The 25,580-nt window shown below is 60.7% G+C and carries 24 protein-coding genes and 3 tRNA genes; 16 read left to right on the plus strand and 11 right to left on the minus strand.

Going from position 1 to position 25,580, the window contains the following annotated elements; genetic code table 11:
- Positions 1-3: 3 nt before the first annotated feature.
- Entirely contained in the window at positions 4-1,329 is a 1,326-nt protein-coding gene (trhP, locus tag AC1RCO_RS00415) for a prephenate-dependent tRNA uridine(34) hydroxylase TrhP (RefSeq protein ID WP_492617215.1), read from the minus strand.
- 159 nt (positions 1,330-1,488) lie between these two features.
- Between trhP and AC1RCO_RS00420 the strand changes: the two genes are divergently transcribed.
- A complete protein-coding gene (locus AC1RCO_RS00420) occupies positions 1,489-2,550 on the plus strand; it encodes an AI-2E family transporter (RefSeq protein ID WP_011062293.1) in 1,062 nt (353 codons plus the stop codon).
- Here AC1RCO_RS00420 and AC1RCO_RS00425 read toward each other — a convergent pair.
- The 3 genes from AC1RCO_RS00425 to AC1RCO_RS00435 all read right to left on the minus strand — a co-directional run bounded on the left by AC1RCO_RS00425 (position 2,547) and on the right by AC1RCO_RS00435 (position 3,648).
- Positions 2,547-2,729, minus strand: coding sequence for a hypothetical protein (locus AC1RCO_RS00425; RefSeq protein ID WP_492617216.1), 183 nt, complete (start codon positions 2,727-2,729; stop codon positions 2,547-2,549). The two genes, AC1RCO_RS00420 and AC1RCO_RS00425, sit on opposite strands and share 4 nt — an antisense overlap.
- A gap of 107 nt (positions 2,730-2,836) precedes the next feature.
- Positions 2,837-3,031, minus strand: a complete 195-nt coding sequence (locus AC1RCO_RS00430) for a hypothetical protein (protein WP_011062291.1) — start codon at positions 3,029-3,031, stop codon at positions 2,837-2,839.
- A gap of 248 nt (positions 3,032-3,279) precedes the next feature.
- The gene (locus AC1RCO_RS00435; protein ID WP_015636359.1) at positions 3,280-3,648 is read right to left on the minus strand and encodes a hypothetical protein; all 369 of its coding nucleotides are present in this window, start codon (positions 3,646-3,648) and stop codon (positions 3,280-3,282) included.
- Between the two features lie 249 nt (positions 3,649-3,897).
- Between AC1RCO_RS00435 and AC1RCO_RS00440 the strand changes: the two genes are divergently transcribed.
- On the plus strand, positions 3,898-4,716 hold the full coding sequence (locus tag AC1RCO_RS00440) for a shikimate 5-dehydrogenase (protein ID WP_011062289.1): 819 nt from the start codon (positions 3,898-3,900) through the stop codon (positions 4,714-4,716).
- Between the two features lie 101 nt (positions 4,717-4,817).
- Here the strand turns inward: AC1RCO_RS00440 and AC1RCO_RS00445 are convergent, their stop codons facing one another.
- Together AC1RCO_RS00445 and AC1RCO_RS00450 are read right to left on the minus strand one after the other, a co-directional pair.
- Positions 4,818-5,468: a YceH family protein gene (locus AC1RCO_RS00445; protein ID WP_019092845.1), complete on the minus strand. Its 651-nt coding sequence runs from the start codon at positions 5,466-5,468 to the stop codon at positions 4,818-4,820.
- Between the two features lie 221 nt (positions 5,469-5,689).
- Positions 5,690-8,209: a flavin-containing monooxygenase gene (locus AC1RCO_RS00450; RefSeq protein ID WP_492617217.1), complete on the minus strand. Its 2,520-nt coding sequence runs from the start codon at positions 8,207-8,209 to the stop codon at positions 5,690-5,692.
- Between the two features lie 177 nt (positions 8,210-8,386).
- Between AC1RCO_RS00450 and AC1RCO_RS00455 the strand changes: the two genes are divergently transcribed.
- Both AC1RCO_RS00455 and AC1RCO_RS00460 read left to right on the plus strand, forming a co-directional pair.
- Positions 8,387-9,409, plus strand: a complete 1,023-nt coding sequence (locus AC1RCO_RS00455; RefSeq protein ID WP_011062286.1) for an AraC family transcriptional regulator — start codon at positions 8,387-8,389, stop codon at positions 9,407-9,409.
- Between the two features lie 72 nt (positions 9,410-9,481).
- The gene (locus AC1RCO_RS00460) at positions 9,482-9,991 is read left to right on the plus strand and encodes a DUF1993 domain-containing protein (RefSeq protein WP_011062285.1); all 510 of its coding nucleotides are present in this window, start codon (positions 9,482-9,484) and stop codon (positions 9,989-9,991) included.
- 63 nt (positions 9,992-10,054) lie between these two features.
- Here the strand turns inward: AC1RCO_RS00460 and sstT are convergent, their stop codons facing one another.
- Entirely contained in the window at positions 10,055-11,284 is a 1,230-nt protein-coding gene (gene sstT, locus AC1RCO_RS00465; protein ID WP_011062284.1) for a serine/threonine transporter SstT, read from the minus strand.
- A gap of 341 nt (positions 11,285-11,625) precedes the next feature.
- On the opposite strand from sstT, the gene AC1RCO_RS00470 reads away from it, so the two are divergent.
- Complete coding sequence (locus AC1RCO_RS00470; RefSeq protein ID WP_019092848.1) at positions 11,626-12,783, plus strand: MFS transporter; 1,158 nt, start codon at positions 11,626-11,628, stop codon at positions 12,781-12,783.
- Here the strand turns inward: AC1RCO_RS00470 and nhaR are convergent, their stop codons facing one another.
- Positions 12,784-13,689 carry a transcriptional activator NhaR gene (gene nhaR, locus AC1RCO_RS00475; protein WP_019092849.1) on the minus strand — a complete coding sequence of 302 codons (906 nt, stop codon included), beginning with the start codon at positions 13,687-13,689 and terminating at the stop codon, positions 12,784-12,786. It lies immediately after the preceding gene.
- Positions 13,690-13,823: 134 nt separating this feature from the next.
- Between nhaR and AC1RCO_RS00480 the strand changes: the two genes are divergently transcribed.
- Positions 13,824-14,075, plus strand: coding sequence for a hypothetical protein (locus AC1RCO_RS00480; RefSeq protein WP_011062281.1), 252 nt, complete (start codon positions 13,824-13,826; stop codon positions 14,073-14,075).
- A 30-nt stretch (positions 14,076-14,105) separates the two neighbouring features.
- Positions 14,106-14,861: a TerC family protein gene (locus tag AC1RCO_RS00485; protein ID WP_011062280.1), complete on the plus strand. Its 756-nt coding sequence runs from the start codon at positions 14,106-14,108 to the stop codon at positions 14,859-14,861.
- A 79-nt stretch (positions 14,862-14,940) separates the two neighbouring features.
- Here AC1RCO_RS00485 and AC1RCO_RS00490 read toward each other — a convergent pair whose 3' ends face one another.
- Positions 14,941-15,111 (minus strand): hypothetical protein, encoded by a 171-nt coding sequence (locus AC1RCO_RS00490; RefSeq protein WP_011062279.1) that lies wholly within the window; start codon positions 15,109-15,111, stop codon positions 14,941-14,943.
- Between the two features lie 222 nt (positions 15,112-15,333).
- On the opposite strand from AC1RCO_RS00490, the gene AC1RCO_RS00495 reads away from it, so the two are divergent.
- The gene (locus AC1RCO_RS00495) at positions 15,334-16,008 is read left to right on the plus strand and encodes a peptidase C39 family protein (protein ID WP_011062278.1); all 675 of its coding nucleotides are present in this window, start codon (positions 15,334-15,336) and stop codon (positions 16,006-16,008) included.
- 53 nt (positions 16,009-16,061) lie between these two features.
- On the opposite strand, the gene pbpG is transcribed toward AC1RCO_RS00495, so the two are convergent.
- Both pbpG and folD read right to left on the minus strand, forming a co-directional pair.
- Positions 16,062-17,000, minus strand: coding sequence for a D-alanyl-D-alanine endopeptidase (gene pbpG, locus AC1RCO_RS00500; protein ID WP_011062277.1), 939 nt, complete (start codon positions 16,998-17,000; stop codon positions 16,062-16,064).
- Between the two features lie 283 nt (positions 17,001-17,283).
- On the minus strand, positions 17,284-18,138 hold the full coding sequence (gene folD / locus AC1RCO_RS00505) for a bifunctional methylenetetrahydrofolate dehydrogenase/methenyltetrahydrofolate cyclohydrolase FolD (protein ID WP_011062276.1): 855 nt from the start codon (positions 18,136-18,138) through the stop codon (positions 17,284-17,286).
- A gap of 280 nt (positions 18,139-18,418) precedes the next feature.
- Here folD and AC1RCO_RS00510 point away from each other — a divergent pair.
- The 8 genes from AC1RCO_RS00510 to AC1RCO_RS00545 all read left to right on the plus strand — a co-directional run bounded on the left by AC1RCO_RS00510 (position 18,419) and on the right by AC1RCO_RS00545 (position 25,571).
- Positions 18,419-18,495, plus strand: a tRNA-Arg gene (locus AC1RCO_RS00510).
- Positions 18,496-18,527: 32 nt separating this feature from the next.
- Positions 18,528-18,603 (plus strand) — tRNA-His (locus AC1RCO_RS00515).
- Positions 18,604-18,660: 57 nt separating this feature from the next.
- Positions 18,661-18,745 (plus strand) — tRNA-Leu (locus AC1RCO_RS00520).
- 411 nt (positions 18,746-19,156) lie between these two features.
- A complete protein-coding gene (gene tig, locus AC1RCO_RS00525; protein WP_401261943.1) occupies positions 19,157-20,467 on the plus strand; it encodes a trigger factor in 1,311 nt (436 codons plus the stop codon).
- 92 nt (positions 20,468-20,559) lie between these two features.
- The gene (clpP, locus tag AC1RCO_RS00530) at positions 20,560-21,195 is read left to right on the plus strand and encodes an ATP-dependent Clp endopeptidase proteolytic subunit ClpP (RefSeq protein ID WP_011062274.1); all 636 of its coding nucleotides are present in this window, start codon (positions 20,560-20,562) and stop codon (positions 21,193-21,195) included.
- Positions 21,196-21,307: 112 nt separating this feature from the next.
- Complete coding sequence (clpX, locus tag AC1RCO_RS00535; protein ID WP_011062273.1) at positions 21,308-22,591, plus strand: ATP-dependent Clp protease ATP-binding subunit ClpX; 1,284 nt, start codon at positions 21,308-21,310, stop codon at positions 22,589-22,591.
- A gap of 162 nt (positions 22,592-22,753) precedes the next feature.
- Positions 22,754-25,150: an endopeptidase La gene (gene lon / locus AC1RCO_RS00540; RefSeq protein ID WP_011062272.1), complete on the plus strand. Its 2,397-nt coding sequence runs from the start codon at positions 22,754-22,756 to the stop codon at positions 25,148-25,150.
- 148 nt (positions 25,151-25,298) lie between these two features.
- Entirely contained in the window at positions 25,299-25,571 is a 273-nt protein-coding gene (locus AC1RCO_RS00545; RefSeq protein ID WP_011062271.1) for an HU family DNA-binding protein, read from the plus strand.
- Positions 25,572-25,580: the final 9 nt, after the last annotated feature.

Genomic DNA, 25,580 nt, shown 5'->3' on the forward strand with positions numbered 1-25,580 from the left:
GGCTCAGGCGCTGATATCGCGCATCAGCAGGCCAAAGCGCAGGTCCACCTGATCAGGGATCGGCAGGTACACCGTATGGCCGTCACCTGGCGCCACTTCGATGGCTTCGCCCTTGGCGTTCTGCAACTGGTGCAGGTCGAAGTGGAAGTTGCCCCGAGGGGTCATCAGTTCCATGTGATCGCCCAGGGCGAAACGGTTTTTCACCTTCACTTCGGCCAGGCGGTCGCGGCGTTCGCCGGTCAGTTCACCGACGAACTGCTGGCGCTCCGACACCGAGCTGCCGTTCTGGTAGTTCTGATACTCGTCATGCACATGCCGGCGCAGGAAACCCTCGGTGTAGCCGCGCTGGGCCAGGGACTCCAGATCGCTCATCAACTGGCGGTCGAACTCGCGGCCAGCGGCGGCATCGTCGATGGCCCGGCGATAGACCTGGGTGGTGCGTGCGCAATAGAAGTGCGACTTGGTGCGCCCCTCGATCTTCAGCGAGTGCACGCCCATGCGGGTCAGGCGCTCCACGTGCTGCACCGCCCGCAGGTCCTTGGCGTTCATGATGTAGGTGCCGTGCTCGTCCTCGAAGGCCGGCATCAGCTCGCCCGGGCGATTGGCTTCCTGCAGCAGGAACACCTGGTCGGTGGGGGCGCCCAGGCCCAGGGTCGGCTCCGGCTGGTAGCTCTGCACGATGTCGCCCACGGTATTCTCGGTGGCCGCCTGGGCGCTGTATTTCCAGCGGCAGGCATTGGTGCAGGTGCCCTGGTTGGCATCGCGCTTGTTCATGTAGCCCGACAGCAGGCAACGCCCGGAGTAGGCCATGCACAGCGCCCCGTGGACGAAGACTTCCAGCTCCATGCCCGGCACCTGCTGGCGGATTTCCTCGATCTCCTCCAGGGACAGTTCCCGGGACAGGATGATCCGGGTCAGGCCCTGCTGTTGCCAGAACTCGACGCTGGCCCAGTTCACCGTGTTGGCCTGCACCGAGAGGTGGATCGGCATCTGCGGGAAGTGCCGGCGTACCAGCATGATCAGCCCCGGGTCGGACATGATCAGCGCATCCGGGGCCATCTCGATCACCGGCGCCAGGTCCTTGAGGAAGGTCTTGAGCTTGGCATTGTGTGAGGCGATGTTGACCACCACGTAGAAACGCTTGCCCTGGGCCTGGGCCTCGCGGATGCCGAGGGCCAGGTTGGCATGGTCGAATTCGTTGTTGCGTACCCGCAGGCTGTAGCGCGGCTGGCCGGCGTACACCGCGTCGGCGCCATAGGCGAAGGCGTAGCGCATGTTCTTCAGGGTGCCGGCGGGGGCCAGGAGTTCGGGTTTGGCGAGGAGCGTCATGGGGCTGTCGGTCGCAAAAGGTCGCGAGGGTAAGCCAGTGCGCTAGGGTATTCATTGATCTGGATCTATGCCGACAGCAGAAAAAACGGCACTCGGCGCCGCGGCCGGGGACTAAGCCTCAGGACGCTGATTTTCCGCGTGACAGACCTGGACCTGTAGATGAACCAAACCAACCTGCAAAACAAAAGCCTGCTGCTGTTGCTGGCACTGGTGACCCTGGCCTTTATCTGGATTCTGCTGCCGTTCTACGGTGCGCTGTTCTGGGCAGTGATCCTGGGCATTGTCTTCGCCCCCTTGCAGCGTCGGCTGCAGGCCCGCTTCGGCTGGCAGCGCAACTTGACGTCCCTGTGCACCCTGTTGATCTGCCTGGTGATCGCGATTCTGCCGGTGATCATCACCAGCGTGCTGCTGGTGCAGGAGGGGGCCGAGCTGTACAAGAAAATCGAAAGCGGCCAGCTGGATATCGCCGCCTACCTGGCTCAGTTCAAGCACAGCCTGCCGCCGTACTTCCAGCACCTGCTGGACCGCTTCGGCCTGGGCGAACTCAAGGGGCTGCAGGAGAAGGTGGTCAAGAGCGCGATGCAGGGCAGCCAGTACCTGGCGACCCAGGCTTTCAGCTTCGGCCAGGGCACCTTCGAGTTCGTGGTGAGCTTCTTCATCATGCTCTACCTGCTGTTCTTCTTTCTGCGCGACGGCCCGGAGCTGGTGCGCAAGATCCGCACCGCCGTGCCCCTGGCGGAATACCAGAAGCGCCGCCTGCAATTGAAGTTCAACCGAGTGGTGCGCGCCACGGTCAAGGGCAATGTGCTGGTGGCGGTGACCCAGGGCGCCCTGGGGGGCTTGATCTTCTGGTTCCTCGACATTCCCAGCGCCTTGCTCTGGGCGGTGCTGATGGCGTTCCTGTCACTGTTGCCGGCCGTGGGGGCGGGGATTGTCTGGGGGCCGGTGGCGGCCTACTTCCTGATCAGCGGAGCGATCTGGCAAGGGGTGGTGCTGGGGCTGTTCGGGGTGTTCGTGATCGGCCTGGTGGACAACCTGCTGCGGCCGATCCTGGTGGGCAAGGACACCAAGATGCCGGACTACCTGATCCTGATCTCGACCCTGGGAGGGCTGGCGATCTTCGGCCTCAACGGCTTTGTCATCGGGCCCCTGATTGCCGCGCTGTTCATGTCCAGCTGGGCCCTGTTCGTCGAGACCCGGCCCCGGGTGCAGTTGCCTTAGGGGTGGACGATGCGCAGCGCCAGTTGCCGGGACAGGGTCTGGGCGGCGGGCAGGGAGGTCAGCGGGCCGCTGACCATCTCGCCGTCGCGCACCAGGTACCAGCAAGCCAGCAACCCCAGTTCCCTGAGCGATGCGGGGACCGCGCTGCCGATGACGGACATGATCTGAACCTTGGGCATGACAACCTCCTCGATCTGAGGGGGTTACCTTACAAAGCCCCAAGTGCTACGAAAAATCACCCAATCTGATAGTGGACATTGATGCCGGTGCTACCGCAGCCGGCAGTTCAGTCCACCACCTGGTCGAGCATGTGCAGCACTTCCTGCTCGTTGAGCAGGCCCTTGCGCACCAGGTTCTGGGCCAGCAGCGAGAGGAACTTGGCGCTGCGGTGGCCTTCCAGGTGCTTGAGTTCGGTCAGGGCGTCGTACACCCGGCTGGAGGTGCAGAGGCCGGCGACGCGGTGCGGGTTTTGCGTGGGCATGGATTCGTCCTTGTTGTTATGGGCCTGTGGCGAGCGGACTGTGTCGATCTTGTCGTCCTTGAATGACACAAACATGACAGTCGCATGTCGCTCACCGCAGCCGTGGGATCAGTACACTATTGCCGGATTTAAACGCAAATACTGTTCCAGTCACGACATGCTTGAGAATTATTCAGACATTCGGATAGTGGCAAAATGCAACAAGCCCCGCTTTGGGGGCGGGGCCTGTTGTTTGATTCTGCCAGTGCTTACCAGCGGCCGGGACCCGGGCCGTAGTAGTAATGCGGGTGGCCGTAGTAACCGCGAGGTGGCCCGTAGTACACCGGTGCCGGGCGGTAGTAGACCGGTTGCTGCACATAGACCGGTGCCGGCTGGTAGTAGACCGGTGGTGGCGGTGCGGCATAGACCGGCTGCGGTTGGACATACACCGGCGCTTGCTGCACATAGACCGGGCGATCCTGGTTGGCGATCACCGAACCCACTACGGCAGCGCCGACAACAGCACCCAAGGCGGCGGGCCCGACCCAGCCACCACCACCGTGGGCTGAAGCCTGGCCTGCGACAGCGAGTGCACCAATGAGCAAGGCTATCTTGGGGATTTTGGAGATCATGGTCATTCCTCGGTTCAACCCCAGCGTTTATGGTCTGCACCAGACTCAAGAACTGACGCGGGGATACTTCTAAGACAGCGGTTCCTGCGAAATCTGCACAGCCGCTGAGTAAATATTGTGTAAGGTCTGTACCGGTCTCTTTACCGTCATCCCTGGGCGGTGGCGAAGGCCGGTGAACACGCGCCGATATGATCAGGCCAAGCGGCGCGCCAGACCAATCCCGTCCATCTGAAAGTGCCGAGCGAGGAAACCGATATGCAAATGAACCCCAACAAAGACACTCAGTTGTGCATGTCCTTGTCCGGGCGCCCGGGGAATTTCGGCCTGCGTTTTCACAACCACCTGTATGAGCAGTTGGGTCTCAATTTCTACTACAAGGCCTTCAGCAGCCAGGACCTGCCCGGCGCCGTCGCCGGGATCCGGGCGCTGGGCATCCGCGGTTGCGGGGTGTCCATGCCGTTCAAGGAAGACTGCATCGCCCTGGTGGATGAGCTGGATGCCTCGGCCCGGGCCATTGCCTCGATCAATACCATCGTCAACACCAACGGCCATCTCAAGGCCTACAACACCGACTACATCGCCGTGGCGCAATTGCTCGCGGGCCACGGGGTGCCTCGAGAGTCGAGCTTTGCCCTGCGCGGCAGCGGCGGCATGGCCAAGGCCGTGGCCAGTGCCTTGCGTGATGGTGGTTATGCCAACGGGGTGATCGTGGCCCGCAACGAAGTGGCCGGGCGCGCCCTGGCCAGCTCCCTGGGTTATGAGTGGCAGGCCGAGTTGGGCAGCCTGCGGCCGCAGATGCTGATCAACGTCACCCCGATCGGCATGAGCGGCGGGCCAGAGGCGCAGCAGTTGGCGTTCGACGCCGAGGCGATAAAGGCGGCGCAGACGGTGTTCGATGTAGTGGCGGTGCCGCCGGAGACGCCGTTGATCCTGCGGGCCCGGGCCGAGGGCAAGCAGGTCATCACCGGGCTGGAAGTGATTGCCATCCAGGCGCTGGAGCAGTTCGTGCTTTATACCGGGGTGCGCCCGAGCGAAGAGCAGTTCCAGAAGGCCGTGGCCTTCGCCCGCCCCTGAGCCCGAAGCCCTGTCACCGCTGCCGCAGGCCGCGACAAGGCCCGCAGGGCCCTGAAGCCCCCTTCGAGGTCGATCGCAGCCTGCGGCAGCGGCTCCGGGGTTCAGCCTTCGAGTTGGGCCAGGCGCTCTTCCAGGGCAGCGATCCGCGCTTCCAGTTCTTCGATGCGTTCCACTGAAACCGCGCCGCCGGCGCTGCGCTCAACCGGGTTGCTGCGGGCGGCGAGGATTGCCTCGATGTCCGCCGGGTCACCCAGGGCGTGGGTATAACGGTCTTCGCGCTGGCCGGCCTGCCGCGGAATGTGCAGGGCCAGGCCCCGGGCAATCAGGCGTTCGAGCTGGTGCAGGACCTGCTCGCTGTCTTCGAAATCATGCATGCGCCCGCTACGGGTCAGCAGTTCGTTGACCGTCTGCGGGCCACGCAGGAACATCAGGCCGCACAGGATCAGTTGCGCCGGCACCAGTTCCAGGGCCTTGTCCAGGCGCTGTTCCCAGCGATCGGCGCGGCTGCCCATCACCAGGCGGGTGAAGCCCTGGGCTTCGAGGGCACGCAGGCTTTGCCCGACCTGGCCCTGGGTCAGGTTCATCACCGGTTCGCGGCTGGTTTTCTGATTGCAGGCAATCACCAGGGCGTTGAGGGTCAGGGGATAGGTTTCCGGGCTGGTGGCCTGCTTTTCGATCAACGAACCCAGGATGCGGATATCGGTACTGCTCAAGCGCAGTGCTTCACCGGGTGTGTCGTGCTCGCTGCTCATAAGTGCTGGTCCCTTGGTCACTGATGGATGGATCGTGAAAAAAAACGCCACCGGGCGCTGGAACAGCGTCCGGGTTTTCTGCGTGGCCGGGTCGGCCACTTTCGAGGGGCTCTGTTTTACCTCCAGAACCCGGATCTTGCCATCAGAACTTGGCGCGGCTCGCGCCGGCGCCGGTTGACCGGGCCGCCCCCGCCACCATGCTTTGGGCGAGGGCGGCCGGTTCAGCTGGGTTGCGGATCTGTTGCAGGCTGTGTCGTACGGGGTGAGTCGGCTGCCTGCGGGGTTTGGCCTGCGGTCTCCAGGCATTGGCGGGCAAACCGGGCGAGGCCCAGCAGGGCGTTTCTCGCCGAGCGCAGGTAGAACGCCTGCAACTGGAACACGTGCCAGCGGCCCTGGTGGATTTCCAACTGGCAAGCCACCCCGGACTGCCTGGCACGCTCGGCCAGGCGCGTGGAGTCGGACAGCAGCAGTTCCTGGTCGCCCACCTGGATCAGCATCGGTGGCAAGCCGCGCAGGTCTGCTTCCAGGGGGCGGTGGCTCAGTGCTTGAACGGGCGCTGCGTAGGCCTTGAGGGCTTGCTCCAGCCAGTCGCGGCGGATCATCGGGTCGGCCTCCTGGCGCGATTGCATGCTGGCGCCGCCCAGGTCCGGATCGGTGACCGGCGACAGCAGCATCAGCCCGGCGGCAATCCCGTCACCACGCTCCTTCAGGGCCAGCACCAGGGCCAGCACCAGGGCGCCGCCGGCGGAGTCGCCGGCAATCAGCAGCTTGTCCGCCGGGCAGAGCTGGGCGCGGATCGCGTCGTAACAGGCCAGGCAATCCTCCAGCGCGGCGGGGTAGGGGTGTTCCGGGGCCAGCCGGTAGTCCGGCACCCACACCGCGCAGCCGCTGCCCCTGGCCAGGCGGCTGGTGACGCTGTAGTGAGAGCGCGGGCTGCCCAGGCAGAAGGCGCCACCGTGCAGGTAGAGAATCACCCCCTTGGGCGCCCTGGTTCCGGCGTCGACAATCTGCAACGAGAGCCCGTCCAACTGCATGCTCCGGCGGTTCACGCCCAGGCAGCCGGGCATCAGCCATGACAACCGGTCGACGATCTTGCGCTGGCTGGCCAGGGCCCGGGGCGGGCCGATCAAGGCCCTGAAACTGACCCGCAGGAAAACCCGCAGGAAGGCTGCGTTGGCCCGCTCCAACCAGTCCCGGGGGGCGGCTATGCGTTGCCCGTCGCAGGCTGGGGACTGGGTGTCCAGCGGGCTGGACAGGCGATAGGCCGCCAGCCCGGCATAGCGCGCCAGCCAGCGGTAGGACCAGGTGAAGCCTGGCCAGTTGGTGCTGTTGTGCCCCCGTTCGTCGACATACCAGCTCTTGCAGCCGCTCCACACCGAAGTGGCCAGGCGGCGCTGGATGCCCAGTTGAAAGCGCTGGTGGCGCTGCTCGTCCACTTCCACATGGCTGGCGCCGCTGTCCAGCAGGGCCTGGCGGGCCTGCATGACGTGGGAAATCTGGCTTTCCAGCATATGGATGATGGAGTTGTGGCCCAGGTTGGTGTTGGGCCCGTAGAGCATGAAGAAGTTGGGAAAACCCGGCACGCTGATGCCCAGGTAGGCCGCCGCGCCACCTTGCCAGGCCTGGTTCAGGTCGAGCCCGTCGCGTCCGGTGATGCGCATGGGCGAGAGGAACTCGGTGGCGGCGAAACCGGTGCCATAGATGATCGCGTCCACGGCGTGTTCCTCGCCGTCCAGGGTTTCGATGCCGTGCTCGGTGATCTGCCGGATGCCTCGGGTCAGCAGGTGCACATGGGGCTGGTCGAAGGTCTTGAGGTAGTCGTTGGACAGCAGGATGCGCTTGCAGCCGATGGGGTAGTCCGGGGTCATCTGGCGGCGCAGTTCGGGGCTGGCGACCGAGGTGTGCAGCAGCTTCTTGAACGGGCCACCGACCACCCATTTGGTCAGGCCCTGCAGGCGCGTGAAGCCCAAAGCCCGGGATTCGAAGTGCAGGTAGTGGGCCGCACGCACCAGCTTCATCTTCCAGGGTTGGCGCAGGAAGCGCTGCTTTTCCTCGGCACTGTAGGGGCGGTCGGCCTTGGGCATGATGTAGGCCGGTGAGCGTTGGAAGACCTTGAGTTCGGCCACCTGCCTGGCAACCTCCGGGACGAACTGGATGGCCGAGGCGCCGGTGCCGATCACCGCCACCCGCTTGCCCGCCAGGGGATAGTCATGATCCCAGTGGGCGGAGTGGAAGACCCGGCCGCGGAAGCTGTCCATGCCCGGCAGGTCGGGCAGGGCCGGGCGGCTCAACTGGCCGGTGGCGCTGATCAGCAGGCGGGCGGCATGGCGCTGGCCATCGGCGCAGGTGACATGCCAGCAGGCATTGGCGGTATCGAATTCGGCATGGCGCACCTCGGCGCCGAAGCGGATATGGGGTTTGAGCTCATAGACGCCGGCACAATGTTGCAGGTAACCATGGATTTCTGCCTGGGGCGCGAACACTCGGGACCAGTGCGGGTTGGGTTCGAAGGAAAACGAATACAGGTGCGAGGGCACGTCGCAGGCAGCGCCGGGATAGCTGTTGTCGCGCCAGACGCCGCCCACGTCCTGGCCTTTTTCAAGAATGACGAAACGGTGCACGCCCGCCTTGCGCAGGGCGATGGCCATGCCCAGGCCGCCAAAGCCGCTGCCGATGATGATGGCCTCCAGCGGTGTGGCCGAGTCGGGGGCGGGGTGTGTAGCAGGTGCGAATTCGCGCATGACGACCTCGTTGTTATTGTTGTGCGGCGCAGGGTTGATGCTCCCGGGGCCACTTCCTTGTTTCTGCGGTGCAGCCCCGATCAGTGAAGCATGCGGGGAATAAACCGTGGACCCCATGCTGTAACGGGACAAGTGCTTTAGTATTTGGGCCAACACCTTTCTTCACGAGCCGCGCCCATGAGCACTCAGTCGTTCACCCGGGGACCGTCCAGCGCCTTGCTGCTGCTCGGTTTCGGCTGCGAAAAGGGCTTGGCGCCAGCGCGGTTGCTGGCCGGTTGCGGGCTGTCCCGGGAGCAGTTGCAAAACCCCAACAGCCTGCTGTCGGCGGCCCAGGAGTTGCGCCTGGCCAGTAACCTGCTGGCGCTGCTCGGCCAGCCCCGGGGCCTGGGGTATGCAGTGGGTGCGCGTTATCACTTCTCCACCTATGGCCTGTTCGGCTACGGCCTGATCAGCAGCGCCACCCCGGCGGATGCCCTGGCCCTGGCCTTGCGCTTCCTGCCGCTGACCTATGCCTTTGCCGAGATCGGCTACCGGCTGGAGCCGGGGCTCGGGGTGCTGACCTTTGCCGAGCCTCGGGTGGCGGACCCCTTGTTGGCGCAGTTCCTGTTACAGCGGGACATGGCGGCCGCCGCGACGCTGATGCAGGAAATAGTCGGTGCGGATTTTCGCCTGCTGCGTTTCGGTCGCAGTGTCAGCCCTGAGCTGGAAGGGGACGAGCCGGCGCAGATTCTCGGGGTGCCCGCCGACTATCGGGCCGACGCCAATACCCTGGCCTTCGACCGGCGTTTCCTGCAACGGCCCTTGCCCCAGGCCAACCCGCTGACGGTGGCCATGTGCGAGCAGATGTGTGCGCAGTTGCTGGAGCGGCGACAGGCCCATCAGGGGGTTGCCGCGCTGGTCCGCCAGCACCTGGATGCCCTGCCGGCGGCAAGCGTACCGGACTTGCCGGCCATGGCCCGGCTGCTGTGCACCAGCGTGCGGACCTTGAAGCGACGCTTGCAGGAGGAGGGCACCTGCTATCGGCAGGTACTGGCCGGGCATCGAGGCGCCCGGGCCCTGGAGTTGCTGGGCAATCCGCGGCTGAGCCTGTCCCAGGTTGCCGAAAGGCTTGGCTTCAGTGACCTGTCGAGTTTTTCCCAGAGCTTCAAGCGCTGGTTCGGCGTGGCCCCCAGCGTGTATCGCCAGGAGCGCTGCGGATAAAGGCCCCGTGCTGGCGTGCTGTGGCTATAATCGCTGCTCGCTGTATTCCCGCCATTCCCTGTCGAGACTGTCATGACTATTTCCCTGTACGCCGCTTCCGTTCCTGTCTTCAAGCAAATGCTCAATGCCTTGAGCGACGTGCTGCACAAGGCCGAAGCCCACGCCACGGCGAAGAACATCGAGCCCAACGCCCTGCTGCAGGCGCGCCTGTACCCGGACATGTTCCCGCTGGTGCGCCAGGTGCAGATCGCTGTGGACTTCGCCAAGGGCGTATCGGCGCGCCTGGCCGAAGTCGAGCTGCCCAAGTACGACGACACTGAAACCACCTTCGCCGACCTGCAGGCGCTGATCGCCAAGGTCCTGGCCTTTATCGACGGCATCCAACCGGCGCAGATCGATGGCAAGGAAGGCATCGAGATCGTGACCCGTCCGGGCACCCCGAAAGAGAAGCGCTTCAGTGGCCAGTCCTACCTGCTGACCTACGGCCTGCCGCAGTTCTTCTTCCACGTCACCACCACCTACGCAATCCTGCGTCACAACGGTGTGGAAGTGGGCAAGCGCGACTACATGGGCGCGTTCTAAACCCCAGGCGATAAAAAAGCCCGGCCAGGTTGACCCTGGCCGGGCTTTTTTGTGGCCGTTGGATCAGGCGGCTTGCGCCTTGTCTTCCTGGGCCATGCACGCGGCGGCGGTGAAGAGTACGTCGGTGGAGGAATTCAGCGCGGTTTCCGCCGAATCCTGCAGCACGCCGATGATGAAGCCCACGGCCACCACCTGCATGGCGATTTCGCTGGGAATGCCGAACAGGCTGCAGGCCAGGGGAATCAGCAGCAGCGAGCCGCCGGCCACGCCGGAAGCACCGCAGGCGCAGATGGCCGCGACCACGCTGAGCAGCACGGCGGTGGGCAGGTCGACGGCGATACCGAGGGTGTGCACGGCGGCCAGGGTCAGCACGGTAATGGTGATTGCCGCGCCGGCCATGTTGATGGTGGCGCCCAGCGGGATCGACACCGAGTAGGTGTCTTCATGCAGGCCCAGGCGCTTGCTCAGTTCCAGGTTGACTGGAATGTTGGCCGCCGAGCTGCGGGTGAAGAAGGCGGTGATGCCACTTTCGCGCAGGCAGGTCAGCACCAGCGGGAAGGGGTTGCGGCGAATCTTCCAGAACACGATCAACGGGTTCATCACCAGGGCCACGAACAGCATGCAGCCGATCAGGACCGCCAGCAGGTGCAGGTAGCCGAGCAGGGCGTTGAAGCCCGAAGTGGCCAGGGTCGAGGCCACCAGGCCGAAGATCCCCAGGGGCGCGAAGCGGATCACCACGCGCACGATGACGGTCACCCCGTTGGACAGGTCATCGAGCACGGTGCGGGTGGTCTCGCCGGCATGGCGGATGGCCACGCCCATGCCAATGGCCCAGGCCAGGATGCCGATGAAGTTGGCGTTCATCAGGGCGCTGACCGGGTTGTCCACCACGCTCAGCAGCAGGCTTTGCAGCACTTCGGTGATCCCGCCGGGCGCGCTGATGGCCACGTCGTGGGTGGACAGCACCAGGGCGGAAGGAAACAGGCTGCTGGCGATCACCGCCACCACGGCGGCGGCGAAGGTGCCCAGCAGGTAGAGCACCAGGATCGGCCGGATATGGGTTTCCTGGCCGTGCTTGTGGTTGGCGATGGAGGCCATCACCAGCACGAACACCAGGATCGGGGCCACGGCCTTGAGCGCCGAGACGAATACCTTGCCGATAAAGGTGGTGGATTTCGCCACCTCCGGTGCCAGCAGTGCCAGGGCGATACCGGCGATCAGGCCGATAACGATCTGCGTGACCAGGCTCAGGCGTTTGAGGGAATGCAGAAAGGAAGGGGGTGAAGCGCTCATAGCGGTATCTCTGTTTTTTTTAATGTGCGGAGCCTGCCGGTCGCCAGCGCCGGTGGTTGAACCGCCAGGCACAGACGCAGTCTGAAAAGGCGACGGGCGATCGAGACGTTTGAAGGGTAGACGAACTCGACAGGGCCTGTTTTCAGCAGGGGGCGGACTTTATCACAGCAGGCCGGGGTTACCGCGTCGATGTGACGATCTGCCACTTGCCCCTTGCAGAGCCGTGCACGCGGTGGTTGCCCGGAGCCGGGCGCACTCTGTTAAGATTCGCCATCCCCTTTTTCTATCCAGTCAGCGGGCCCTTCGGGCTGTCGCTGCTGTCGCTGTTTCTGGAGTTCTGCATGCTGTTGCCCATCCTGCTGTTGTCGGCCGCCGGTTTTACCGTGCTGACCACGGAGTTCATCATCGTCGGCCTGTTGCCGTCGATTGCCCGCGACCTGCAGGTCAGCGTGTCCCAGGCCGGGCTGCTAGTGACCCTGTTCGCCTTTACCGTGGCTGCCTTCGGGCCATTTCTGACCGCCTACTTCGCGCGTTTTCCCCGCAAGAAGCTGTTTATCAGCGTGCTGGTGATGTTCGGCCTGGCCAATACCCTGGCGGCGCTGGCGCCGAACATCTGGGTGATGTCCCTGGCGCGGCTGGTGCCGGCCCTGGGGTTGCCGGTGTTCTGGGCCCTGGCCAGCGAGACGGCGGTGGACATCGTCGGCCCGGACTACGCCGGGCGGGCGATTGCCAAGATCGGCTTCGGCATTGTCTGCGCCACGGTGTTCGGGATTCCCGTGGGCACCCTGATTGCCGATGCGTTCGGCTGGCGCAGCGCCTTCGGCATCCTGGCGGTGGTGGCGTTCGCCAAGGCCCTGTTGCTGTTTATCTACCTGCCGCAAACCCGCCAGCACAACGAGCAGGTGAGCCTGCGGGCGCAGTTTCGCATCCTGCGCAGCCCGCTGATGCAAGGGCATGTGCTGCTGTCGATCCTGGTATTTAGCGGCATGTTCACTGCCTACACCTACCTGGCGGACATACTCGAGCGCCTGGCCGGGTTCGACGGTGCGCTGGTGGGCTGGTGCCTGATGGGCTTTGGCGCGGTGGGCCTGATCGGCAATTCCCTGGGCGGCCGGGCGGTGGACCGTCACCCGCTGATCGCCTCCATGGTGTTCTGCGCACTGATGATTGGCGGCATGGTAGCCCTGGTGCCGAGCATTCATTCGACCCTGGGGTTGGCAGCGGCCATGGCCATCTGGGGCGTGACCCAGGCGGCGATGTTCCTGGTGAGCCATGTGCGCTTGATCAAGGCGGCCCCCCAGGCGCCGGCCTTCGCCGCTTCGTTGAACATTGCCGGGGCCAACCTGGGCATTGGCCTGGGGGCAATGGTCGGCGGCCGGGTGATCGATACCCTGGGCCTGGGCAGCCTGGGATTCGCGGCCTCGGGTTTCATTCTGCTGTCGATCGCCCTGGCGCTGCTGCTGATGAAGCTCAAAGCGCCGAGTGCCTGCGCTTCCTGATCAGAGATTGAGGGGCGTGAACAATTCCCGTCGCGCCCCTTCGGTAATGGCCACGATGCCGGGGTGCTTGACCTTGCGCTCCACGGAAATGGCGTAGAACGACTCGGCCACGGCATCGGTCTGGCCAATCAGTTGCACTCCGTACTGTTGCATGACCTCGTCGGCAATCACGCTCGGGGCGATGAAGATCCCACTGCCGGATTGGCCAAAGGCCTGCATCAGGGCGCTGTCGTCGAATTCACCGATGATCCGTGGCTGCAACTGTTGCTCGGCGAACCAGCGCAGCAGGCGGCTGCGGACCACGGTTTCCTGCCCGGGAATCAGCAGTGGCGCGCCGTGCAGGCCCCGGGGGAAGTCGGCGCCGTGCCGTCGCGCCAGCTCCTCGGTGGCGAAGAAACTGATGCCGCATTCCCCGAGCTTCTGGCTGTAGCCCTTGATGTCCAGGTGCGAGGGCATCGGGCTGTCGGAAATCACCAGGTCCAAGCGCTGGATGGCCAGGTCCGCCAGCAGGCGTTCGAGCTTGTCTTCGCGGCAGGTCAGGCGGATCGGCTCGCTGAGCTCCATGGTCGGGGCGATCAGGCGATAGACGATGGACTTGGGCACCACATCCGCCACACCGACCCGGAACTGGATCTGCTGTTCGTCGGGGCGGGCGCGGAGCATGGCTTCCAGCTCGCCCCCGAGCTGGAACATCTGCTCGGCGTAGGGCAGGGCCTGGCGTCCGGCTTCGGTCAGCTCCAACTGGCGGCCAACCCGGCGAAACAATTCGATGCCGTAAGTCTGTTCCAGCAGGCTGATCTGGCCGCTGATGGTTTGCGGGGTCAGGTTCAACTGGTCGCAGGCGCGGACGATGCTGCCGGTCTTGGCCACAACCCAGAAATAATGCAGCTGGCGGTAGTTGAGCATGGGCACATTCAGTTCGTAAAAAACGAAGTATAACTGCTAAAAAAACGAATTTTCCTGAAGTATCACTCTCCTTAGAATGCCTCGCTATCGCCGGGGCCCTACTTGGTCCCGTCCGTTCTATCGAGGAATACGGCATGTCTTTCAAAACCTTGGGCGCAGCGTCGCTGCTGGCCCTGTCTATGCTGACCCTGGCGGGTTGTGACCAGGCGGAAAAAAGTGCGCAGCAGATGCTGGGCAAGGCGGCGGAGTCGGCCAAGCAGGCCATCGACGATACCCACAAAGCGGCGGAACAGGCGCTCAGCGATGCGACTCAGAGCGTGACCGGCAAGGAAAAGCCAGAGGACGACAGCGAGAAGAAACCAGCGCCTGCGTCCCAGGAAATCTGATCTTTCATACAACCGAGTCAGGATTGACCCATGGATTACCTTTTACAGCTCGCTGCAAGCCCCACCGCATGGGTCGCCCTGGCCACCCTGGTGGTGATGGAGATCGTGCTTGGCATCGATAACCTGATCTTTATCTCCATCCTCACCAACAAGTTGCCGCAAAAGCACCGGGCCAAGGCACGACGCATCGGTATCGGCATGGCCTTGATCCTGCGCCTGGCGCTGCTCAGTACCATTGCGTTCATCGTCCAGCTCACTGAGCCGGTGATTGAAGTGATGGGGCAGAGTTTCTCCTGGAAGGACATGATCCTGATTGCCGGTGGCCTGTTCCTGGTGTGGAAAGCCACCACGGAAATCCACCACAGCATGGACCCTGAACCTGAGCAGGCCAAGAACGAGACTCCGGGCGTGGCTATCGGCTTTGCCGCAGCGATCGGTCAGATCCTGTTGCTGGACATGGTGTTCTCCATCGACAGCATCATTACTGCAGTCGGCATGACCGAGCATTTGCCGATCATGATCATTGCCGTGGTGGTGTCGGTACTGGTGATGCTGCTGGCGGCCGAACCGCTGGCCAAGTTCATCAATGACAACCCGACCGTGGTGATGCTGGCCCTGGGCTTCTTGATCATGATCGGCATGACCCTGATCGCCGAAGGTTTCGGCGCCCATGTGCCCAAGGGCTATGTGTATGCGGCGATGGCCTTCTCGGCGGCCATTGAGAGTCTCAACATGCTGGCCCGCCGGGCCCGGCAGAAGCGTCAGGCGGCCCATAGCGACGCTTGATCCGCAGCCATGACTGGCGGCCGCCTGTACTCCTTGGAGTCAGGCGGCCGCTTTGTTTCAGGGGTAGGGGAAACCTTGATCAGTGGGCAGCGGCAGGACGCCGGGCGCTCTTTCCAGCCTTGATGGCGGGGGCTGCTTGCCGGGGCTGATGGTGGTGGCGGCGGGTGATGCGCAGCACGCCCCAGAGCATAGCGGCGGCTACCGCCAGCCAGCCGAGGATCAGCATCAGGATGGTCGTTGTCAGGCTCATAAGTGCCTCCTTTATGCCCCGTGCGGGGCACACACTCTTAACAATCGACAGTCTAGTAGCCTATGTGTTTCAAGCTATTGACCAATAGTCGAGAGTCTTCGAACACTTCGCTCTATGGTTTTCAATTAACTGGCGCCTAACGCTATACCCTTGCCCGCGGGCGCCCTATTATCAGGGCCCCAGCCGGAGGCGGGTCGCCCGGTGTCTGAATAGAGAGCAAAGATGGTGCGGGTATTTCCTCGGTTTCGAGTGGCGCTGCTGGCCAGCGCCTGTGTCTTGGCCCTGGCCGGTTGTGCCGGTAGCGTGCAGCCTGACATCCAGCGCCTGCCGGAACGTGTCGAACTCAACAGCGTGCCGTCTTTCCGTGGCCAGATGTACCAGAGCGGCCCAGGTGCACTGGCCAGCATGCTGTCGCAGCAGGGCGTGGTGATCACGCCCGGTCTGCTGGACAAGCCATTGCATCTGCCGGGTGCCGAGGCGCAGTTGCAGCAGAACATGCAGAACCTGGCGCGTGAATACGGCATGGTCGTCTATCCCCTGGATAACCAATTGTCGGCGTTGCTGACGCAGGTGGCGGCGGGTTACCCGGTGCTGGTGCGCTTTACCGAGGGTTCGACATTCTGGGCTGAGCCGCGCTATGCCGTACTGGCCGGCTACAACCGCGACAAGCAGACAGTGCTGTTGCGTGGGGCGAAAAGCCGTCGGCAACTGATGAGCTTCAGCGAGTTCGAGTCATCCTGGAAGAGTGCCGGCAGCTTTGCGGTACTGATCCAGGCTCCCAACCAGTTGCCGGCCAAGGTGGATCGCCAGCGTTGGTTGAAAGCCGTCAATGAATTGGCCCAGGCCGGCCAGGAGCAGGCGGCAGCCCGGGCGAGCAAGGCACTGGACAGTCATTGAGTGTGCTACAGACAACAACGGCGCCTGAGGGCGCCGTTGTTTTTTGCCGGGTATCAGTGTGAGGCCTGGGGAGCGGCGACCTGACGGTTCTTCAGGTTCTTGTCCGCTTTGTAGCGCAGGGCGACGTCCGGTACCGAGCCGCTCTTACCGGTTTCGACCCAATTGCGGATGCGGCTGGCATCGGCGAAGTGGGTGTATTTGCCGAAGGCATCGAGAATCACCAGCGCTACCGGGCGATTACCCATGCTGGTGACCAGCACCAGGCAGTGGCCCGCCTGGTTGGTAAAGCCGGTCTTGGTGATCTTGATGTCCCATTTTTCCTTGTTCACCAGATGGTCGGTATTACGGAAGCCCAGGGTGTAGTTGGGCTTGCGAAAGGCTACGGTCTTTTCCTTGGTGGTACTCAGTTCGCTGAGCAGCGGGTACTTGCGCGAAGCCACCAGCAACTTGCTCAGGTCACGGGCGGTGGAAACGTTGTGGATCGACAGGCCTGTAGGCTCCACGTAGCGGGTGTGGGTCATGCCCAGGGACTTGGCCTTGGCGTTCATTGCGGCGATGAACGCTGCGTAGCCGCCCGGGTAGTGATGGGCCAGGCTGGCGGCAGCGCGGTTTTCCGAAGACATCAGGGCGATCAGCAGGGTGTCCCGGCGGCTCAGCTCACTGTTGAGCTTGACCCGGGAGAACACCCCTTTCATTTCCGGGGTATCGCTGATGTTCATGGAGATGTATTCGTCCAGGGGCAGCTTGGCGTCCAGGACCACCATGGCGGTCATCAGCTTGGTCACCGAGGCGATGGGGACTATCACGTCCGGGTTGCTGGAATAGATGACTTTGTTGGTCTGCAGATCCAGCAGCAGGGCGCTGCCGGACGCGATATGCAATTGTGAAGTGTCTCTTGGCGCCGCGGTGGTTTCGCTGGCGTCGACGCTGTGCGCGATCAGTGTGCCGGACACAGCAAACAACAAGCTGAGAATGGAGAGACGAATTTTCACGCGGGCGGACTCGATAAAGAATGGATATGCCGTTGGCTAACGGGCTTTCTGGGAAAAACGTTACATTTTATGAGTATGGCTGAAGAACTGTCGATTGTTCTTCCACGGTCAGCCGAAAGCCCTTAAAAATAAAGAAAAAACACGTTTTTTTCCTGAACGGTAGGGCTTTGCGCAGCAATGGGCGTGGGCTAAGATTCAGGGGTGATAAAGAGCCCGGGTTGCCTTTAATTTCAGAATAAAAAAAACCCGCCATTGGCGGGTTTTCTGTTGCGGGGCAGCAAACTCAGCTGTGCAGCGATTCGGCTGCGTACAGCGTGTTTTCCAGCAGGCAGGCGCGGGTCATGGGGCCGACGCCACCAGGTACTGGGGTGATCCAGCCGGCGCGGGGCAGGGCGGTTTCATACACCACGTCACCCACCAGCTTGCCGTCGTCCTGGCGATTGATGCCAACGTCGATGACGATTGCGCCTTCCTTGATCCACTCGCCCTTGACCAGGCCCGGCTTGCCGGCGGCTACGACTACCAGGTCGGCACGGCCGACATGACCAGCCAGATCCTTGGTGAAGCGGTGGGTCACGGTCACGGTGCAACCGGCCAGCAGCAACTCCATGGCCATCGGGCGACCAACGATATTGGAAGCGCCGACAACCACTGCATCCATGCCGTACAGATCGGCACCGGTGCTTTCCAGAAGGGTCATGATGCCCTTGGGGGTGCAAGGGCGCAGCAGTGGAATGCGCTGGGCCAGGCGACCGACGTTATAAGGATGGAAACCGTCCACGTCTTTGTCCGGGCGAATACGCTCCAGTAATAGAGAAGCGTCCAGGTGCTCGGGAAGCGGCAACTGCAGCAGGACGCCATCGATGTTCGGGTCATCGTTGAGGCGGTCGATCAAGCCGGCCAGGTCCTCTTGAGTGGTGTTGGCGGGCAAGTCATAGGCTTGGGAAAGGAAGCCGACCTCTTCGCAGTCTTTACGCTTGTGCGAGACATAAACTTGAGAGGCCGGGTCGCTGCCGACCAGAATCACCGCGAGGCCTGGAGTACGCAGGCCTTGCTGGCGACGCTCGGCGACGCGTTTGGCGATCTGCTGGCGCAGGCTAGCGGCGATCGCCTTGCCGTCGATTAGTTGTGCAGTCATGACGCGTGATTAACCATCGAGAGGGTGAGAAAAAGAGAACGCATTCTCGCATGTCGGAACGTGAGGGCAAAGGCGCTTGGTCTGCAAATTCCCCTAAGCCCTTTAATTAAATGAATTTTTTTCAAAAAAGAGTTGACGACCTAACGGACCGTCTATAACATTCGTCGCACTTGTCGGGCACAGCCTAGCACTGGTTAAGAAGGTCGGGCAGAGTTGATGTTTAACTCGTAACGACTGAAAGCAATTAGTTTGTAATCGTTAAAGAATACAGATTAATAAGGCGCCCGTAGCTCAGCTGGATAGAGCATCCGCCTTCTAAGCGGATGGTCGCAGGTTCGAGTCCTGCCGGGTGCGCCATTAGGCAGCTTTGGCACAAGTAACGCAATATGGTGGGCGTAGCTCAGTTGGTAGAGCACAGGATTGTGACTCCTGTTGTCGTGGGTTCGATCCCCATCGTCCACCCCATATTCGAAGAAGGCGCCAGATTAATAGTCTGGCGCCTTTGCTTTAAAAGCTTGTTACGCGGACGTGGTGGAATTGGTAGACACACTGGATTTAGGTTCCAGCGCCGCAAGGTGTAAGAGTTCGAGTCTCTTCGTCCGCACCAATAAAGTAGCTAGTTAATAGCAGATAACGGCGCAGCACCTGAAAAGGGCTGCGCCGTTTTCGTTTCTGGATTCGATACCTCTAAGTGGCTGCATCCGATGAGCCGGTTGAGTGGCAGAATGTTGTCCTTTGGTCGTTGAAGGTTCCGGGTTTCAGCTATTGGCTGGCGTTTTTCAGGGGTGTGCTGAACGACTCCTTCTATATATAGAAGGGTTGAAGTAGAGGCCCTGGTTTGGTTCGCAATATTTGCTCTCATGGCGAGGCTCAATCCTTTGTCCCCGCCTTCACATTGCCGGCGGTTTTTTACCCGTTTTCAGTAGGGTGACTTCTTGAGTTTGACCCTCTAGAATGCATGCCCTTGATTCTGGGGTCGGAAAACGGCCGGCTAACGTCTGTGCAACGAGGAATATCCATGCAAGTTTCTGTTGAAAATACTTCTGCTCTTGAGCGCCGCATGAGCATCACCGTGCCGGCTGAGCGCATCGAGAGCCAGGTCAACAAGCGTCTGCAGCAGACTGCCCAAAAGGCCAAGATTCCAGGCTTCCGTCCTGGCAAGGTTCCAATGAGCGTGATCCGTCAGCGTTATGAGGCTGATGCGCGTCAAGAAGCAGTAGGTGATGTGATCCAGGCTTCCTTCTATGAAGCCGTTGTCGAGCAGAAACTGAACCCTGCCGGCGCTCCTTCGGTCGAGCCTAAAGTGCTGGAGAAGGGCAAGGACCTGGAGTACGTTGCCACTTTTGAAGTGTTCCCAGAGTTCACTGTTGCCGGTTTCGAAAACATCGCCGTTGAGCGCCTGAGCGCTGATGTGGCTGATGCCGACCTGGATAACATGCTGGAAATCCTGCGCAAGCAGAACGTGCGTTTTGAAGTGGCCGATCGTGCTGCGCAGAACGACGATCAACTGAACATCGATTTCGTTGGCAAGGTCGACGGTGAAGTCTTCGCTGGCGGTTCGGCCAAGGGTACCCAGCTGGTGCTGGGCTCGGGTCGCATGATTCCTGGCTTCGAAGAAGGCCTGGTAGGCGCCAAGGCGGGTGAAGAGCGCGTCCTGAATCTGACCTTCCCTGAGAACTATCAGAACCTGGACCTGGCCAACAAGGCCGCCGAGTTCACTGTGACTGTCAATAGCGTTTCCGAGCCTAAGCTGCCTGAGCTGACCGAGGAGTTCTTTGCTCAGTTCGGTATCAAGGAAGCAGGTCTGGAAGGCTTCCGCGGCGAAGTTCGCAAGAACATGGAGCGCGAGCTGCGTCAGGCCATCAAGTCCAAAGTGAAGAATCAGGTCATGGACGGTCTGCTGGCCTCCAACCCGATCGAAGTGCCGAAGGCGCTGCTGGACAACGAAGTTAACCGTCTGCGCGTTCAAGCTGTCCAGCAATTCGGTGGCAACATCAAGCCGGATCAACTGCCAGCCGAGCTGTTCGAAGAGCAGGCCAAGCGTCGCGTGGTACTGGGTCTGATCGTTGCCGAGGTTGTTAAGCAGTTCGATCTGAAGCCTGATGAAGACCGCGTTCGCGAGCTGATCCAGGAAATGGCTTCGGCTTATCAGGAACCTGAGCAGGTCGTGTCCTGGTACTACAAGAACGAGCAGCAATTGAACGAAGTTCGTTCGGTTGTGCTGGAAGAACAAGTTGTGGATACTGTTCTGCAGAAAGCTAGCGTGACCGACAAATCGGTCTCCTACGAAGAAGCGGTCAAGCCGGTAGAAGCACCTCAAGCCGACTGATTTTCTTCTCGTTCGAAGCACACACCATAAGCCAGCCTTCGCGCTGGCTTATGCGTATTCAAGACGTGACTATTTGGGAGTGACTGCAGAGCATGTTCCGTAATTCGTATATTCAGCAGAACTCTGATATCCAGGCCGCAGGCGGCCTGGTCCCGATGGTTGTCGAGCAGTCCGCTCGTGGCGAGCGCGCCTACGACATCTACTCGCGCCTCCTCAAGGAGCGAGTGATCTTTCTGGTGGGCCCTGTAGAGGACTACATGGCCAACCTGATCTGTGCGCAACTGCTGTTCCTTGAAGCGGAAAACCCGGACAAGGACATCCATCTCTATATCAACTCCCCGGGCGGTTCGGTGACAGCCGGCATGTCGATCTACGACACCATGCAGTTCATCAAGCCTAACGTTTCAACCACTTGTATTGGCCAGGCATGCAGCATGGGCGCGTTCTTGCTGACAGCCGGTGCTCCAGGCAAGCGTTTCTGCCTGCCAAACTCCCGAGTGATGATTCACCAGCCACTGGGCGGTTTCCAGGGCCAGGCATCGGATATTGAAATCCATGCCAAGGAAATCCTCTTCATCCGTGAGCGTCTCAACACGCTGATGGCCAAGCATAGCGGGCGCACCCTGGAAGAAATCGAGCGCGATACCAATCGCGATAACTTCATGAGCGCCGAAGCTGCGCGTGAGTACGGGTTGATCGACGAAGTCATCAACCAGCGCCCCGCTTAAAATAAGCAGCTCAAAATAGGCATGGTCGGTTGTTCCGATCAGTGGCGGGCTTGAAAAAGCCCGCAATAGCCTTCATCTTGTGTTGCAAGCCTATCGGATTTGGATCGAACGAATGACTGACACCCGCAACGGCGAGGACAACGGCAAACTGCTTTATTGCTCCTTCTGTGGCAAAAGCCAGCATGAAGTGCGCAAATTGATTGCCGGCCCCTCGGTCTTTATCTGCGACGAGTGCGTCGACCTGTGCAATGACATCATCCGTGAGGAGGTGCAGGAAGCACAGGCCGAGAGCAGCGCGCATAAATTGCCTTCGCCTAAAGAAATCAGCGGCATCCTTGATCAGTACGTGATTGGTCAGGAGCGTGCAAAAAAGGTTCTAGCAGTAGCGGTGTACAACCACTACAAGCGTCTGAACCAGCGTGACAAGAAGAGTGACGACGTCGAACTTGGCAAGAGCAACATCTTGCTGATCGGCCCTACAGGTTCGGGTAAGACGCTGTTGGCCGAAACCCTGGCTCGCCTGTTGAATGTACCTTTCACCATCGCCGATGCCACTACCCTGACCGAAGCCGGTTATGTGGGGGAAGACGTCGAGAACATCATTCAGAAGTTGCTGCAGAAGTGCGACTACGACGTAGAGAAGGCCCAGATGGGCATTGTCTACATCGATGAGATCGACAAGATTTCCCGCAAGTCTGACAACCCTTCGATTACCCGGGATGTTTCCGGCGAAGGCGTTCAGCAAGCCCTGTTGAAGTTGATTGAAGGCACGGTTGCCTCCGTTCCTCCGCAAGGTGGTCGCAAGCATCCGCAGCAGGAATTCCTGCAGGTCGATACCCGTAACATCCTGTTCATCTGTGGTGGTGCGTTCTCGGGTCTGGAAAAGGTTATTCAAAACCGTTCCACCAAGGGCGGCATCGGTTTCAACGCAGAAGTTCGCAGCAAGGAAGAAGGCAAGAAAGTCGGTGAGTCCCTGCGTGAAGTCGAGCCTGACGATCTGGTCAAGTTCGGTCTGATCCCGGAATTCGTCGGTCGTCTGCCTGTCCTGGCGACCTTGGATGAGTTGGACGAAGCGGCATTGATTCAGATCCTCACCGAACCGAAGAACGCCTTGACCAAGCAGTACGCCAAGTTGTTCGAGATGGAAGGTGTTGACCTGGAGTTCCGTACCGATGCCTTGAAGTCCGTCGCCAAGCGAGCCCTTGAACGCAAGACTGGTGCTCGTGGTCTGCGCTCCATTCTTGAAGGTGTTCTGCTCGACACTATGTATGAAATCCCCTCGCAGTCCGAGGTGAGTAAAGTAGTGATCGACGAAAGCGTTATTGAAGGCAAGTCCCAGCCACTGTACATCTATGAGAACAGTGAGCCGACGGCCAAGGCAGCGCCAGACGCGTAAGCGTCGCGCTGTTGGAATGAAAGAAGGGGCCTTCGGGCCCCTTTGTTTTTAGCGCCTTAAAGTGCTGTCTTTGAGCTTGTTTTTTTTCCAGGCAGCCCCCATCTTGGTTTCAAGCTTACTTCCATCTGTTTACGGCCTTACGGCCGCCGTAGAGGCGAAATCATGAAGACAACCATCGAATTGCCTCTCCTGCCATTGCGTGATGTTGTGGTTTATCCGCACATGGTTATCCCGCTGTTCGTGGGGCGCGAGAAGTCGATCGAAGCCCTCGAGGCAGCGATGACGGGCGACAAGCAGATTCTCTTGCTGGCGCAGAGAAACCCTGCTGATGACGATCCCGGTGAAGATGCACTCTATCGCGTAGGTACCATTGCGACTGTCTTGCAGTTGCTCAAATTGCCTGATGGCACCGTCAAGGTATTGGTTGAAGGCGAACAGCGTGGTGCTGTTGAGCGCTTCAGCGAAGTTGATGGCCATTGCCGTGCCGAAGTCTCCCTGATTGACGAAGTCGATGCTCCTGACCGTGAGTCGGAAGTGTTTGTTCGCAGTCTGCTTTCCCAGTTCGAGCAGTACGTGCAACTGGGCAAGAAGGTCCCTGCCGAGGTGTTGTCGTCCCTCAATAGCATCGATGAGCCAAGCCGCCTGGTGGATACCATGGCTGCGCACATGGCGTTGAAGATCGAGCAGAAGCAGGAAATCCTCGAGATCATCGATCTGTCCGCTCGGGTCGAGCATGTCCTGGCATTGCTGGACGCCGAGATCGATCTGCTGCAAGTGGAAAAGCGCATCCGTGGTCGCGTCAAGAAGCAAATGGAGCGCAGCCAGCGCGAGTACTACCTGAATGAGCAGATGAAGGCCATTCAGAAAGAACTGGGTGATGGCGACGAAGGGCACAACGAAATCGAGGAGCTGAAAAAGCGTATCGATGCCGCAGGCCTGCCAAAAGACGCGATGACCAAGGCTCAGGCCGAACTGAACAAGCTCAAGCAGATGTCGCCGATGTCTGCCGAGGCTACTGTTGTTCGCTCGTATATCGACTGGCTGGTTCAGGTGCCGTGGAAGGCACAGAGCAAGGTTCGTCTCGATCTGGCACGTGCCGAAGATATTCTCGATGCCGACCACTATGGCCTGGAAGAGGTCAAGGAACGGATTCTCGAATACCTCGCCGTACAGAAACGGGTGAAAAAGATTCGTGGCCCGGTACTGTGCCTGGTGGGGCCTCCTGGGGTGGGTAAGACCTCCCTGGCGGAGTCGATCGCCAACGCTACCAACCGCAAGTTCGTACGCATGGCCCTGGGTGGCGTGCGTGACGAGGCGGAGATTCGTGGTCATCGTCGGACTTATATCGGTTCGATGCCAGGAAGATTGATTCAAAAGATGACAAAAGTGGGGGTGCGCAACCCACTGTTCTTGCTCGACGAAATCGACAAGATGGGCAGCGATATGCGCGGTGATCCGGCCTCGGCATTGCTCGAGGTGCTGGACCCCGAGCAGAACCATAATTTCAACGATCACTACCTGGAAGTCGATTACGACTTGTCCGATGTGATGTTCCTCTGCACCTCCAACTCGATGAATATTCCGCCGGCCTTGCTGGACCGGATGGAGGTAATTCGTCTGCCTGGCTACACCGAGGACGAGAAGATCAACATCGCGGTCAAGTACCTCTCGCCCAAGCAGATTCAGGCCAACGGCCTGAAGAAGGGCGAGCTGGAATTCGAGCCGGATGCGATCCGCGACATCATTCGCTACTACACCCGCGAGGCCGGTGTACGCGGCCTGGAGCGGCAGATTGCCAAGGTTTGCCGCAAGGCGGTGAAAGAGCATGCGATGGAAAAGCGCTTCTCGGTGAAGGTCACTTCCGACCTGCTGGAGCACTTCCTCGGCGTGCGCAAATTCCGCTACGGCCTGGCCGAGCAGCAAGACCAGATCGGTCAGGTGACCGGGTTGGCATGGACTCAAGTGGGCGGTGAACTGCTGACCATCGAAGCCGCTGTGGTTCCGGGCAAGGGTCAGTTGATCAAGACCGGTTCCCTGGGCGATGTGATGGTCGAGTCGATCACTGCAGCACTGACCGTGGTGCGCAGCCGGGCCAAGAGCCTGGGCATTCCCCTGGACTTCCACGAGAAGCGCGACACCCATATCCACATGCCTGAAGGGGCGACCCCGAAAGACGGCCCCAGCGCTGGTGTAGGCATGTGCACGGCGCTGGTTTCGGCGCTGACCGGCATTCCGGTGCGGGCTGATGTGGCAATGACGGGGGAGATCACCCTGCGTGGTCAGGTATTGGCTATCGGCGGGTTGAAAGAGAAATTACTCGCCGCTCATCGGGGTGGAATCAAGACAGTGATCATTCCGGAAGAGAATGTTCGCGATTTGAAAGAAATTCCTGACAATATCAAGCAGGATCTGCAGATTAAACCGGTTAAATGGATTGACGAAGTCCTGCAAATTGCGCTGCAATACGCGCCGGAGCCCTTGCCGGATGTGGCTCCCGAGATAGTCGCAAAGGACGAAAAACGCGAGTCTGACTCTAAGGAAAGAATTAGCACGCATTAGTACGCATTAGCCTGGGGGGCTTCCTTGACAGCTTTTTAGAGCCCTTGTTATAAAGCGGCTCTTAAGTGTCTGTAGGCCATTCAGCACTCGTTTTTGCTTTCACCAAAAAACTTAGAATCATACTCATAGATATATAAGGGGACTTAGAGTGAACAAGTCGGAACTGATTGATGCTATCGCTGCATCTGCTGATCTCCCGAAAGCTGCTGCTGGCCGTGCGCTGGACGCAGTAATCGAATCCGTTACTGGCGCTCTGAAGGCCGGTGACTCTGTGGTGCTGGTTGGTTTCGGTACTTTCTCCGTAACTGATCGTCCAGCGCGTATCGGTCGTAACCCACAGACCGGTAAGACTCTGGAAATCGCTGCTGCTAAAAAGCCAGGTTTCAAAGCCGGTAAAGCACTGAAAGAAGCCGTTAACTAAGTTTCTTCA

The organism is Pseudomonas sp. GW823-FHT03E05, from assembly GCF_058796855.1.

Bases quoted from the DNA above. Each gene is read 5' to 3' on its own strand.
- lon (WP_011062272.1), top strand. From the start codon at position 22,754: ATGAAGACAACCATCGAATTGCCTCTCCTGCCATTGCGTGATGTTGTG.
- clpX (WP_011062273.1), top strand. From the start codon at position 21,308: ATGACTGACACCCGCAACGGCGAGGACAACGGCAAACTGCTTTATTGC.
- tig (WP_401261943.1), top strand. From the start codon at position 19,157: ATGCAAGTTTCTGTTGAAAATACTTCTGCTCTTGAGCGCCGCATGAGC.
- AC1RCO_RS00450 (WP_492617217.1), bottom strand. From the start codon at position 8,209: ATGCGCGAATTCGCACCTGCTACACACCCCGCCCCCGACTCGGCCACA.
- AC1RCO_RS00485 (WP_011062280.1), top strand. From the start codon at position 14,106: ATGGATTACCTTTTACAGCTCGCTGCAAGCCCCACCGCATGGGTCGCC.
- folD (WP_011062276.1), bottom strand. From the start codon at position 18,138: ATGACTGCACAACTAATCGACGGCAAGGCGATCGCCGCTAGCCTGCGC.
- AC1RCO_RS00470 (WP_019092848.1), top strand. From the start codon at position 11,626: ATGCTGTTGCCCATCCTGCTGTTGTCGGCCGCCGGTTTTACCGTGCTG.
- AC1RCO_RS00490 (WP_011062279.1), bottom strand. From the start codon at position 15,111: ATGAGCCTGACAACGACCATCCTGATGCTGATCCTCGGCTGGCTGGCG.
- AC1RCO_RS00445 (WP_019092845.1), bottom strand. From the start codon at position 5,468: ATGAGCAGCGAGCACGACACACCCGGTGAAGCACTGCGCTTGAGCAGT.
- nhaR (WP_019092849.1), bottom strand. From the start codon at position 13,689: ATGCTCAACTACCGCCAGCTGCATTATTTCTGGGTTGTGGCCAAGACC.
- clpP (WP_011062274.1), top strand. From the start codon at position 20,560: ATGTTCCGTAATTCGTATATTCAGCAGAACTCTGATATCCAGGCCGCA.
- AC1RCO_RS00440 (WP_011062289.1), top strand. From the start codon at position 3,898: ATGCAAATGAACCCCAACAAAGACACTCAGTTGTGCATGTCCTTGTCC.
- AC1RCO_RS00435 (WP_015636359.1), bottom strand. From the start codon at position 3,648: ATGACCATGATCTCCAAAATCCCCAAGATAGCCTTGCTCATTGGTGCA.
- AC1RCO_RS00455 (WP_011062286.1), top strand. From the start codon at position 8,387: ATGAGCACTCAGTCGTTCACCCGGGGACCGTCCAGCGCCTTGCTGCTG.
- AC1RCO_RS00420 (WP_011062293.1), top strand. From the start codon at position 1,489: ATGAACCAAACCAACCTGCAAAACAAAAGCCTGCTGCTGTTGCTGGCA.
- sstT (WP_011062284.1), bottom strand. From the start codon at position 11,284: ATGAGCGCTTCACCCCCTTCCTTTCTGCATTCCCTCAAACGCCTGAGC.
- AC1RCO_RS00425 (WP_492617216.1), bottom strand. From the start codon at position 2,729: ATGCCCAAGGTTCAGATCATGTCCGTCATCGGCAGCGCGGTCCCCGCA.
- trhP (WP_492617215.1), bottom strand. From the start codon at position 1,329: ATGACGCTCCTCGCCAAACCCGAACTCCTGGCCCCCGCCGGCACCCTG.
- AC1RCO_RS00430 (WP_011062291.1), bottom strand. From the start codon at position 3,031: ATGCCCACGCAAAACCCGCACCGCGTCGCCGGCCTCTGCACCTCCAGC.
- AC1RCO_RS00460 (WP_011062285.1), top strand. From the start codon at position 9,482: ATGACTATTTCCCTGTACGCCGCTTCCGTTCCTGTCTTCAAGCAAATG.
- AC1RCO_RS00480 (WP_011062281.1), top strand. From the start codon at position 13,824: ATGTCTTTCAAAACCTTGGGCGCAGCGTCGCTGCTGGCCCTGTCTATG.
- AC1RCO_RS00495 (WP_011062278.1), top strand. From the start codon at position 15,334: ATGGTGCGGGTATTTCCTCGGTTTCGAGTGGCGCTGCTGGCCAGCGCC.